Annotated in this window: 10 protein-coding genes and 1 pseudogene; 4 read left to right on the top strand and 7 right to left on the bottom strand. The window is 45.7% G+C overall.

Annotated elements, in window-relative coordinates:
• Nucleotides 1-226 precede the first annotated feature (226 nt).
• On the bottom strand, nucleotides 227-1,432 hold the full coding sequence (locus tag ACFQ2O_RS05375; protein ID WP_377523564.1) for a PQQ-dependent sugar dehydrogenase: 1,206 nt from the start codon (nucleotides 1,430-1,432) through the stop codon (nucleotides 227-229).
• Between the two features lie 127 nt (nucleotides 1,433-1,559).
• Between ACFQ2O_RS05375 and ACFQ2O_RS05370 the strand changes: the two genes are divergently transcribed.
• Nucleotides 1,560-2,102, top strand: a complete 543-nt coding sequence (locus ACFQ2O_RS05370; RefSeq protein WP_377523561.1) for a hypothetical protein — start codon at nucleotides 1,560-1,562, stop codon at nucleotides 2,100-2,102.
• 44 nt (nucleotides 2,103-2,146) lie between these two features.
• Here ACFQ2O_RS05370 and ACFQ2O_RS05365 read toward each other — a convergent pair whose 3' ends face one another.
• From ACFQ2O_RS05365 to cmk, 4 genes are all read right to left on the bottom strand, one after another.
• Nucleotides 2,147-2,956: an alpha/beta fold hydrolase gene (locus ACFQ2O_RS05365; protein ID WP_377523558.1), complete on the bottom strand. Its 810-nt coding sequence runs from the start codon at nucleotides 2,954-2,956 to the stop codon at nucleotides 2,147-2,149.
• A gap of 126 nt (nucleotides 2,957-3,082) precedes the next feature.
• Entirely contained in the window at nucleotides 3,083-3,625 is a 543-nt protein-coding gene (locus ACFQ2O_RS05360) for a DUF502 domain-containing protein (protein ID WP_377523555.1), read from the bottom strand.
• 80 nt (nucleotides 3,626-3,705) lie between these two features.
• Nucleotides 3,706-4,596 (bottom strand): 4-hydroxy-3-methylbut-2-enyl diphosphate reductase, encoded by an 891-nt coding sequence (locus ACFQ2O_RS05355; protein WP_377523552.1) that lies wholly within the window; start codon nucleotides 4,594-4,596, stop codon nucleotides 3,706-3,708.
• A 10-nt stretch (nucleotides 4,597-4,606) separates the two neighbouring features.
• Entirely contained in the window at nucleotides 4,607-5,311 is a 705-nt protein-coding gene (gene cmk / locus ACFQ2O_RS05350; protein ID WP_377523549.1) for a (d)CMP kinase, read from the bottom strand.
• 269 nt (nucleotides 5,312-5,580) lie between these two features.
• Between cmk and ade the strand changes: the two genes are divergently transcribed.
• Complete coding sequence (gene ade / locus ACFQ2O_RS05345; RefSeq protein WP_377523546.1) at nucleotides 5,581-7,215, top strand: adenine deaminase; 1,635 nt, start codon at nucleotides 5,581-5,583, stop codon at nucleotides 7,213-7,215.
• Nucleotides 7,216-7,258: 43 nt separating this feature from the next.
• Entirely contained in the window at nucleotides 7,259-8,104 is an 846-nt protein-coding gene (locus ACFQ2O_RS05340; RefSeq protein WP_377523543.1) for a sulfite exporter TauE/SafE family protein, read from the top strand.
• A 78-nt stretch (nucleotides 8,105-8,182) separates the two neighbouring features.
• On the opposite strand, the gene ACFQ2O_RS05335 is transcribed toward ACFQ2O_RS05340, so the two are convergent.
• Together ACFQ2O_RS05335 and ACFQ2O_RS05330 are read right to left on the bottom strand one after the other, a co-directional pair.
• Nucleotides 8,183-8,623 (bottom strand): response regulator, encoded by a 441-nt coding sequence (locus ACFQ2O_RS05335; protein ID WP_377523540.1) that lies wholly within the window; start codon nucleotides 8,621-8,623, stop codon nucleotides 8,183-8,185.
• A gap of 384 nt (nucleotides 8,624-9,007) precedes the next feature.
• Nucleotides 9,008-9,991, bottom strand: a pseudogene (locus ACFQ2O_RS05330) (PLP-dependent cysteine synthase family protein); the annotation flags it as partial.
• Nucleotides 9,992-10,292: 301 nt separating this feature from the next.
• Between ACFQ2O_RS05330 and sucD the strand changes: the two are divergent.
• Nucleotides 10,293-11,183 carry a succinate--CoA ligase subunit alpha gene (sucD, locus tag ACFQ2O_RS05325; protein WP_377523537.1) on the top strand — a complete coding sequence of 297 codons (891 nt, stop codon included), beginning with the start codon at nucleotides 10,293-10,295 and terminating at the stop codon, nucleotides 11,181-11,183.
• Nucleotides 11,184-11,307 lie beyond the last annotated feature (124 nt).

Below are 11,307 nucleotides of genomic sequence, written 5' to 3'. Positions count from 1 at the left end.
ATTTAACTAAAGCTTATTCTTACGAGAAAAAGCAGGTATATACCTAACATTGCCTGCTTAATTTAGCCCCCATACTTTTAGGTGCTCCACTTTTAGAGGATGTGGCAGGTAGGTTCAAGCCCTGTTTTACATACTATAAGCAGGCTGCTTAATGTGCAAAATGGACACAAATAAAAGGGGCGCTGCAGTATAAACCACAGCACCCCTTTTACAACTATAATATCTATTACTTGCTATAAGTAATACGGTAAATCGCGTTGTTTTTATCGTCGGATACCAAGAGTGAGCCATCTTTCATCTGCAGCACATCTACCGGTCTACCCCAATCCTCCTGGCCCTGCAGCCAGCCTTCCGCAAAGGGTTCATAGCTGGTTACGTTACCGTTGTTATCCATTTTAGCAAGCATAAGTCGGTAGCCCATTTTCTCAGATCTGTTCCAGGAGCCGTGCTCAGCGATAAACGCCTGGTTCTTGTACTGAGCCGGAAACATATTGCCAGTATAGAACTTCATGCCAAGCGCCGCACCGTGTGGGCTAAGCTTTCGAACAGGCTTTACAAAATCGTTGCAGTTGCGCTGGCTACCAAATTCAGGGTCTGAAATGTCGCCGGCATGGCAGTATGGATAGCCAAAGTGCTGGCCTTTTTCTGTGGCACGGTTTAGCTCATCCGGAGGCATGTTATCGCCAAGCATATCACGGCCATTATCTGTAAAGTATAAGTTCTTCGTTTCCGGGTGCCATGCAAAGCCTACGCTGTTACGCACGCCTTCGGCATACACTTCCAGGTTAGATCCGTCAGGATTCATGCGGGTAATGCTGGCATAAATTGGCTTCTCTGATTTACAGATGTTACAAGGTGCGCCAACAGGCACATACAGTTTATCATCCGGGCCAAAGGCAATGTACTTCCATCCGTGGTGCGCATCGCTCGGAAACTGATCGTTCACCACCTCATACTTCGGCTTGTTTCGGAAAGTCTGCTCGATGTTCGAGAATTTAATTACGCGGTTGATCTCTGCCACGTATAAATCGCCGTTGCGCACTGCCACTCCGTTCGGAGAGTTCAAGCCTGATGCTATTTCTACCACCTCATCAGCATTGCCATCCTTGTTCTCGTCCACTACAGCAAATACTTTATCATTGCTGCGTGTGCCTACAAATAAAATACCTGATTTACTCATAGACATTGAACGGGCATTCTCCACGTCTTTGGCATAATAGTCGATGCGGAAACCGGCAGGTAACTTTATCTGCTCCAGGTCCTTTGCTAAGGGGCCAGTAGGTAAGCCTATATCAAAGTCTTCGTCTGTTGCCTGCTCCGTTTCTGTTGGCCCTGTTTTAGCCGTGTCGTTTGCTGTGTTATCAGAAGAACAGCTCATACTGATGGCTGACAAGGTAAGGCCAAGCCCCAGCATGCGTAACGTTTTTCTCATGTTTTGGTGAATTATATAAGTTGATTTTAGTTGACAGGCGTAGCTGCAAAGCTGTACCGCCACAACATGCTAAGGTACGTATACTCAGAATAAAGTACAATGTTCAGGCATGCTATACCCTACAACAATGGCAACGTATAAACTGTTTTTAGGAATAGCCACAATACTCGCTGGAAGTCCGGCACCGCTATGGGCACAAGCTTCAGCCACTGTTGCGACGCCTCCACCAGATAGTCAACAAACCACAGGAGCTGCGTCTGCAGAGGCTTTAGCAACGCTGCTGCACCAGGCGCTGCAGAACACCAACTTTAAGCCGCTGCTAGTATACCTGGCAGATAAACAAGTATACGATGGTTTACTGCAGGCTAGCACAACTCCGGTGCGCGAAGCCATCATGCTTTATACACCAGATCAGATTCAATTAGATTTCCAAAGAGGTTTTAATGATGTGATTCGGACAGGCGCGGTGCTGGAGGTAAACTGGGCACAAACTAACGTGCAAGCTGTCACTACTGCTGCTGCGTCAGACAGTGCCGCCATTGTACCGGTGCAGCTTCATTTATCTACTCCGGGCAGCCCTGGATTTGTAGTGCAGTTTAGTGCGGCACTGCTTAACGGCTACTACTATTACCTTCCGCCATTATTTATTCCAAGTAAGGACCTGGACTAACCGCAAACGCTAGGTATAAGAGAAATGGGTTTAATAGAAACAACTTACTGCCCCGACACACGCTTCTGATGAAGCAACTGTGCAACTTCCAGCAGTAAGTGAGAGTGCCCGGTTTTTAACATTACCAGTTCCCCCTGGTCCAGCGCATCCACAAACACAGCGACACGCCTGGGAGAAATGATTTCATCAAACTCACCCAGAAACATGGATACAGGCACTTTATACTTGTTGAGCAAGGCGACGATTTTCCGGATGTCAAAATTAAGGTCGCGGAAACCAATCCAGCTATGGTATACACGTAAGCGTTTTTCGGTGCTGTCCATCTGAAAATGCGCAAACCTGATCATGCTTTTATGAATCAGGTTATACTTGTTGAGCACCTGCAGTAGCTTGAAGAATGGTTCCGGTTTGAGCACCGTTCGCTTGAACAGTTGCTGCAGCCACCCCGGATACGTAGCTATGTTGTACCAGAAACTTGTTTTGATACCGTCCGGCGCAATAAGGAACAACTGGTCAATACGCTGCGGCATGTGCTCTACCAGTGTCAGAGCAAACTTACCGCCCATGCTAAAGCCCATTAGCGAGAACTTCTCTATTTGCTGCTTCTCCAGAAAATGCTCTATGAACTCTACCAGAAACTGCTTGGTAAGTGGCATGTTCTGCTTTGCCAGTTGGCTGCGCCCATGAAAGAACAAATCGAAGGCATAAATGGTATAATCGCTGCCCAAAGCCTGCTCCATGGGCAGGTAATAGGTGCTGCTCTGCCCATATCCATGAAAAGCCAACAACACACGTGCACCGTGCCCGATAACGCGGTAGTGCAGCTTTGACTTATCGTTGATTAAAACAGGCAAGGATTCTTGAATTAGGAATTAAAAAATCAGAAATAAAGAATAGCTGCTTACACAGGCTGTTTGATGCAAAGCATAAACTATACTTTCGGTTCTACCCGCTTCACGCCTCAGAACCTTTAGCTATACTTACAGTTTAGAAACGCCACCGGAAACGATGAACTTCATTACCTCACTGCTTGGCAGGTCCAGGTAGGTTACATTACGGATGGGCACCAAAAAAAGCTCTCCGGAAAAGTTATAAGAGTGCGGAAAGTACACCGCCACTTTATCTTCTATATTCAGTTGCAGCAGTGCCTCCTGTGTTACAAAACCCAATTTATAGTTCTCTGAATCTTCCGTCATCTTCACCATTACCGGCTTGTTGAACTTTTGATTATCACCCACAAAAGCATCAAAAAGATCTTTTATACTTGAGTAAATAATACTTATCAGTGGTACTTTCTGCAGAATACGCTCCGTTAGAATCAGGAAGGGCTTTACAAAAAAGGAAGAGCCGATAAAGCCAACAAGGGTTAACAATACAACCATCATCAGGATACCTAAGCCCGGTATACCTAAATCAAACATGCTGTCTAACCAATCGATAATGCCTATCACAATAAAAAAAGTGATGGCAATGGGCGCAATGATAAGGAGGCCTTTAAGAAAATAGCGTATTAAGCTTCTCATGATATTTTTTAAGCAAAAAAAAGACTTTGCCGAAGCAAAGCCTAAATTAGCAAAATGCTTTTATAGTATACTGCTAATATTTATACTTGCTCTGCCTGCAGCATATTTATACTGTTGGCAACCTGCTCCATCAGCCACATTGGTGTAGAGGTGGCACCGCATATACCTACAGTTTGGGCAGTAGCAAACCACTGCTCCTGTAGTTCCTCTTCACTTTCTATAAAGTAGCTATTGGGGTTGTGGTGTGCACATACGCTATACAAGGCTTTACCGTTCGAGCTTTTCTTGCCGCTTACAAACACAATCACATCATGCTCGGTAGAGAACTTCGCCAGCTGTGGCTCCCGATTTGATACCTGCCGGCAAATACTGTCGTTGGCATCAAAGGCGGGCAAGGTACTCGTCTGGTTGGCCTGTTGCAGTCGCTCCTCAATAAGCGCTTTAATATTATAGAAGCCTTTCGTGCTTTTGGTGGTCTGGCTGAACAGCGTAACAGGGCGGGTAAAGTCAATCTTATCCAAGTCTGCCTCTGTTGTTACGATAATGGCCTCATCGCGGGTTTGGCCTGCTAAGCCGATTACTTCTGCGTGCCCCACCTGGCCGTAAATTACCACCTGCGCATTGTCTGGCTTACCAGAGTCGAAAGCATGTTTTACGCGGTTCTGCAGCTTTAACACAACCGGACACGATGCATCAATCAGCTCTATATTATTTTCCAGGGCTAGCTTGTAGGTTTCCGGCGGCTCACCATGCGCACGAATCAGCACTTTACAATCATGCAGCTCCTTCAGTTGATCCCGGTCTATAATGCGAAGACCCTTTTCGTACAGGCGCTTCACCTCCATACCGTTATGTACAATATCGCCAAGGCAGTACAGTTCTTCACAATGCTCCATCTCGTCCTCAGCCATCTGTATGGCAAACTCTACGCCGAAGCAATAGCCGGAATTCTTATCTATCGTTACGTTCATTTGTTAAGCATCATTTCTGTTGCGCTGCATGTTCGTTTTTCAGGAGCTCCGATGTGGCGTGCTCCAGCACAAATTCCACCTGTTCATCTATGGTCATGTGCGTGGTGTCCAATAAGACGGCATCGTCTGCACGGCGTAATGGGCTTTCGGCTCTGGTAGAGTCGATCAGGTCGCGCTTCTGCAGGTTTTCCTTTATCTCATCCAGGTTCACCAACTGATTTTTCTCCAGCAGTTCTACTTGCCGGCGCTTAGTGCGCGTATCTACATCGGCTGTCATAAACACCTTCACCTCTGCGTCCGGAAACACAGCTGTGCCAATGTCACGCCCGTCCATGACTACACCACGTTTGCGGCCCATCCTTTGTTGCTGTGCTACCATAGCATGGCGTACCGCCGCTATTACACTTACCTCGCTTACCTGATCAGAGATATACATCTTGCGTATCTCATCTTCAACATTCAGGCCATTTAAGTATACTTCGTTACGTTTCTTTTTAGGATTGTAATGAAATTCTACCTCAATGTTATCAAGCGCTTCTTTTATCTCCTTTGGGTTGGTTTTAGATACATGGTTTTGCAGAAAATATAGTGTAACGGCTCGATACATGGCGCCAGTATCAATATATGCATAGCCAAGTTCAGCGGCCACGAGTTTAGCCGTTGTGCTTTTACCGCATGAGGAGTAGCCATCAAGCGCAATTACAATTTTCTTCATATCTAAGTGGGTGGTCAAAAAAGGAAATTAATTTGAGTCGCAAGGGCAAGGTTGCTTACCGTTCTTGCTTTTCTTCATGTATTTAGCCGTTTTTCGCTGCTGTGGCGTTTTAGAGGAACAACTGGCCAGCGTGCCGGTGGCAAGGAACCCTGCCAATACGATGTATGAAATTAACTTTCTCAAAACGACTGAATTTAACGCAAATATAAAGTAATTTACCGTTTTAGGCCCAATGTATGGGCAATTTATCAGAACAAACACCTTTTACTATGCACAACGATTTTTCCGTTCCCGGACGTATCATAGACATTCATAAAAAAGAAATTTACCAAGGCACTGTCCATGTTTCAAACGGGCGCATTTCTAAAATAGTTCGTGAGGCTAATAATAGCGCTAATTATATTTTACCCGGTTTTGTGGATGCCCACGTGCATGTGGAAAGCTCTATGCTGGTGCCTAGCGAGTTTGCCCGCCTGGCTGTTCCGCATGGCACCGTGGCCACCGTATCAGACCCGCACGAGATCGGGAATGTGCTGGGCATAAAAGGCGTGGAGTATATGATTGAGAACGGGAAAAAGGTGCCGTTTAAGTTTTACTTTGGCGCTCCATCCTGCGTACCAGCCACTCCTTTTGAAACAGCCGGAGCCGAGATTACAGCTGCCGACATAGAAACACTTTTCCAAAGAGACGAAATAAAGTACCTGGCGGAGATGATGAACTGGCCCGGCGTGCTGAACCGTGATGCGGAGGTGATGGAGAAAATTGAACTGGCGAAGAAGTATGGCAAAGCCGTAGACGGGCATGCTCCAGGCCTAATGGGTGAGCAGGCAAAGCTTTACGCCTCCGCTGGCATCACCACCGACCACGAATGCTTCACGGCTAAAGAGGCACTGGACAAACTGGCCGTAGGCATGAAGATATTGATTCGGGAAGGCAGTGCTGCCAAAAACTTTGAGGCACTGATACAGCTGCTGCCCGAACACTACCAGCACATCATGTTCTGCTCTGACGATAAACACCCTGACAACCTGGTAGAGGGGCATATTAACCTGCTGGTAAAGCGTGCGTTGGCCAAAGGCAATAATCTGTTTCATGTGCTGCAGGCGGCCTGTGTAAACCCGGTAGTGCACTATAAGCTGGAGGTGGGCTTGCTGCGCGAGGGAGATGCAGCCGATTTTATACTTATCGACAATCCCGAAGACTTTCATGTAAAGGCCACGTACATCAACGGAGAGCTAGTGGCTGAGCATGGAAAGTCTAACATAGACTACACCCCAAGCGAGGAGATCAACAACTTTGAGACCGACATAAAAGTAGCGGCCCAGTTTGAGGTGCCGCTCGGCGATGCCAGCAAAATCAGGGTGATAGAAGCTTACGACGGACAACTAATTACAAAAGAAGTTTGGGCTACGCCAAAGGTAGAGAACGGTTTTGTTGTATCAGATGTGGAGCAGGACATACTGAAAACAGCTGTGGTAAACCGGTATGAGAATAGTATACCAGCCGTTGCTTTCATAAAAAACGTAGGTTTAAAGCAGGGTGCCATTGCCTCATCGGTAGGGCACGACTCGCATAACATAGTGGCCGTTGGCGTGGATGATGCAAGTATAGCCAGAGCTGTGAATTTAATTATAGAGGCAAAAGGTGGCGTGGCTGCTGTGGCAGGAGAGAAAGAGCAACTCCTCCCCTTGCCCGTGGCAGGCATTATGTCAGCTGAGGATGGATATACAGTAGCCGAAGCTTATTCCGCCATAGACCGTTTGAGCAAAGAAATGGGCAGCACATTAGCATCACCATTCATGACGCTCTCCTTCATGGCTTTGCTTGTAATTCCGTCGCTCAAGCTAAGCGATAAAGGCTTGTTCAACGGAGATGCGTTTGAGTTCGTACCAGTAGCAGAGTAACAATTTATTTAACGTACAAGTATGGCCCCAGGGGCTGCTGTGCATGCAGGAGTTCATCCTTTTTTTAGTCGGAGTGCTGATCAGCGGCTTTGGCACGCTTATAGGGTTTGGAGGTGGCGTATTTATGGTACCCATCCTCATCATCTTCTTTGGCTATAACATCGAAATAGCGATAGGCTCTACCATGGCAGCCCTGGTACCAGGTTCTATCATGGCCTCTGCTTTTAACCTGCGCGACAAAAGCATTGATTACCTGGTAGGTACGTTGATTCAGCTTCCTGCCATGGCCGGTACTGTGCTAGGTGCGCTGCTGGTGGCATCCTTGCCTGTTGTTAAGCTGCAGCTTGCTTTTGCCTTATTTGTGGTAGTGGTAGGTGTTGCCATGGTCATGCCGAAAAAACAAAAAAGCCGCCCTCAGAAAGCAGGTATGATGTACCGCATACGCCGCGCTCCCACATCATTTATAAGAAAAAACAGGGCTAAAAAATTAGCTTACCGCTTAAATGGTGGTGTGGTGTCGCTTTCTGGATTCGTTTCAGGTGTGATGGCCGGTCTTTTTGGCATAGGTGGAGGTTTTGTGCAAACGCCCCTGATGATTAAGATTTTTAGGATCCCACCACAGATTGCCACCTCTACTTCGCTTTTTATACTTGTAGTCACAAGCTTCACAGGCTTTATCAGCCATTTTCTGATAGGCAATGTTATCTGGAGCCGCAGTATACCACTCATGGCGGCTTTTGCCCTTGGTGCGCTAGGCGGCAATTTATTAAAAGGCAGCCGCAGAAAAAGCTACAACATTGAAAAGCTGATTGGTATTGGTTTGTTTTTAGCTGGCTTTGGCGTGCTGCTAAACCTGGCCATCAAATCTAACTTCGGCTTTTCGTTTTAGGAGGATGTACTGTTATAAAAGCAGAGAGGCAGCACTTTATATAAAGTGCTGCCTCTCTGCTTTTATACTTGCTATACTTTATTCAGCTTCGTTTTCCTGGTCATTAAAATGCTTCTCGAGCAGGAAGTTTACTTTTTCAACTGTTAGCGGCTTTGTAAGGTACTCAGCATTATATTTTTTTGAGTTTGCAGTATCCTGCGGGTGCGTTGAAGTCGTTAAAACCGCCATAATTATCCGCTTTCTGAAATCGGCATCCAGGCGCTCATAAAGGTCAAGCAGCTCGAAGCCGTCCATTACAGGCATGTTTATATCTAAGAAGATAAGCTCTGGCCTGAAGTAGTTGCTACTTTCTGCTTCGTAATTGTTATTACTAACATTATATAGATAGTCAAACGCCTGCTTTCCATTTATAAATGTACGGATATTGTCAGTCACTTCCATTCTGTCAAGCAAGCGTTGATTCAGGAAGTTTGTGGTATCATCGTCATCTATAAGCAAAACGCCAGTAAGTTTTCTCATGGTGTTGTCGTCACTCGTAAGCATAGGTAGTTCGCAATATCAGCAGTGGCAGCAAAAAATCAAAGTCTTATTAGTTGATTATCATCTGCCTTACTTACAAAAATAAATTTATCATATCTAAGGAATGCTAAACCAGCCCTCCTCTGTCCGTGGCTATAAGGCTTTGAAACTAACCAGAACAATATAACTAACTAACACTAAACAAGCTATACAACACAAAAATGTTGATGAGCCTCTTTCAGTTTATCAGTATACAGAATTAACCTTTTAGTCTTATACTACTCTCGCCGCGGTATGTTACCTTGTAATTTAAGAAGATTAATGCTATAACAACAAAAGGCCTGACCTCAGTGGCCAGGCCTTTCAGTAAAACTAGTTTAACTAGTCGATGTATCCTTGCTGACGCATCCAATCGTCGTTGTAAATCTTAGCCAGATACCTTGTGCCATGGTCAGGTAACAGTACTACCAGCACGTCATCTTCGGTCAGGTTCTGCTGTTTTGCATACTCCAGGGCACCATATACAGCTGATCCGCAAGACCAGCCTACAAACAAACCTTCTTCTTTAGCCAGCCTTCTGGTCATCACAGCACCGTCTTTGTCTGTAACTTTGATAAACGTATCGATCATATCGAAATCAACGTTCTTCGGCAGAATATCTTCCCCAATACCTTCAGTGGCATAAGGATAGATTTCGTTTTCATCAAACTCACCGGTTTCCTTATACTTCTTAAACACCGAGCCATAGGTATCAATACCTACCGTAATAAGGTTCGCGTTCTTCTCTTTCAGATATTTTGAAGTACCAGATACCGTACCGCCTGTGCCTACTCCCGTAACAAAGTGCGTTATTTTACCAGCAGTCTGGTCCCATAGTTCAGGTCCGGTAGTTTCGTAATGCGCTGCTGCGTTTGATGTGTTATCGTACTGGTTGGGGTAGAAAGAATTCGGTATTTCCTGGTTCAGCCTTTTCGCTACCGAGTAATAAGAATCCGGATGGTCCGGAGCCACGTTGGTAGGGCAAACAATAACCTCTGCGCCTACAGCACGCAGAACGTCCATTTTCTCTTTGCTTTGTTTATCAGATAAAGTAAAAATACACTTGTAGCCTTTTGCGATGGCTGCAAGCGCCAAGCCCATACCTGTGTTACCGGATGTACCCTCGATAATGGTTCCACCTGGCTTTAGAAGACCTGCTTTCTCAGCATCCTCAATCATCTTAACAGCCATACGGTCTTTAACAGAGTTGCCTGGGTTAAAATACTCAACTTTAGCTAATACTGTAGCCTTTACGCCATCAGTTACGTTATTCAGCTTAACAAGCGGCGTGTTACCTACCGCTTCAATTATATTATTCAGATACTTCATCTGTTCTTTTTTTGGATTTTGGTGCAAATGTAATGAAAATAACTCAGTCTGTTACGTCATCTTCTGAACGGAAGATTGCCAACAGGTTTGATCGCTATACCTACTAAGCAGGCAGCCTACAGGCAGTTAACGTGTTTGCCGCTTACCCTAAGCGGTTGCCTACTATAACTACAGGCAAGCTGTACGGGTTCCGGTGTAGCGCTTATATTAGGTATAACAATTTTTTGTTCAGGCCACAAAAAAGCCTATTTTTGCACAACCTTATACTAGTACCGTCTATACACAACTAAATAAGATACACATGAGTGTTTTAGTAAATAAAGATTCGAAAGTGATCGTGCAGGGCTTCACAGGCTCAGAAGGATCTTTCCATGCACAGCAGATGATCGAGTACGGCACTAACGTAGTTGGTGGTGTAACTCCAGGCAAAGGTGGTTCTACCCACCTCGACCGCCCGGTATTTAACACAGTTGCTGAAGCTGTTGAAAAAGCTGGTGCCGATGTTTCTATCATTTTCGTTCCGCCTGCTTTCGCCGCTGACGCTATCATGGAAGCTGCTGATGCCGGCATCAAAGTAATCGTAGCAATTACAGAGGGTATCCCTGTAAAGGATATGGTTGCTGCTAAGAACTACCTGAAAGGTAAAGACACTACTTTGATTGGTCCTAACTGCCCAGGTGTGATTACACCAGGTGAAGCAAAAGTTGGTATCATGCCGGGTTTTGTATTCAAAACCGGACGTATCGGTATTGTGTCTAAGTCTGGCACGTTAACCTACGAAGCTGCTGACCAAATCGTGAAAGCTGGTTTAGGTATCTCTACAGCTATCGGTATCGGTGGTGACCCAATCATCGGAACTCCTACCAAAGACGCAGTTGAACTGCTGATGAACGACCCTGAGACTGACGCGATCGTAATGATTGGTGAAATCGGTGGTAACTATGAGGCAATGGCTGCCCAGTACATCAGCGAAACTGGTAATAAGAAGCCAGTAGTTGGTTTCATTGCTGGACAGACAGCTCCTGCCGGTCGCCGTATGGGACACGCTGGTGCTATTGTTGGTGGTGCTGACGACACAGCTGCTGCTAAAATGAAGATCATGCGCGAAAACGGTATTCATGTGGTAGAGTCTCCTGCTGAAATTGGAGATGCCATGGTGAAAGCGCTTAAAGAAGCTGGTATCAACGCTTAACTAAAAAGTAAAGCTTCTTGTAGAGCCATACTTACTTTTAGATATGATAAACAAAAGAGGCTGCCTTTTCGGGCAGCCTCTTTTGTTTAAGCTTCAAGCTTATTCTGCGCATCCTGTAACCGCC

The organism is Pontibacter rugosus (assembly GCF_042678745.1).
In the GTDB taxonomy this organism is placed as follows: Bacteria; Bacteroidota; Bacteroidia; order Cytophagales; family Hymenobacteraceae; genus Pontibacter; species Pontibacter rugosus.
Note: the sequence above shows the minus strand (reverse complement) of the source record. Positions and strands in the feature narration are given on the sequence as shown.

Excerpts from the sequence above, each read along its gene's own strand:
- ACFQ2O_RS05375 (WP_377523564.1), bottom strand. The coding sequence starts at position 1,432 with ATGAGAAAAACGTTACGCATGCTGGGGCTTGGCCTTACCTTGTCAGCC.
- ACFQ2O_RS05370 (WP_377523561.1), top strand. The coding sequence starts at position 1,560 with ATGGCAACGTATAAACTGTTTTTAGGAATAGCCACAATACTCGCTGGA.
- ACFQ2O_RS05360 (WP_377523555.1), bottom strand. The coding sequence starts at position 3,625 with ATGAGAAGCTTAATACGCTATTTTCTTAAAGGCCTCCTTATCATTGCG.
- ACFQ2O_RS05355 (WP_377523552.1), bottom strand. The coding sequence starts at position 4,596 with ATGAACGTAACGATAGATAAGAATTCCGGCTATTGCTTCGGCGTAGAG.
- cmk (WP_377523549.1), bottom strand. The coding sequence starts at position 5,311 with ATGAAGAAAATTGTAATTGCGCTTGATGGCTACTCCTCATGCGGTAAA.
- ade (WP_377523546.1), top strand. The coding sequence starts at position 5,581 with ATGCACAACGATTTTTCCGTTCCCGGACGTATCATAGACATTCATAAA.
- ACFQ2O_RS05340 (WP_377523543.1), top strand. The coding sequence starts at position 7,259 with ATGCAGGAGTTCATCCTTTTTTTAGTCGGAGTGCTGATCAGCGGCTTT.
- ACFQ2O_RS05335 (WP_377523540.1), bottom strand. The coding sequence starts at position 8,623 with ATGAGAAAACTTACTGGCGTTTTGCTTATAGATGACGATGATACCACA.
- sucD (WP_377523537.1), top strand. The coding sequence starts at position 10,293 with ATGAGTGTTTTAGTAAATAAAGATTCGAAAGTGATCGTGCAGGGCTTC.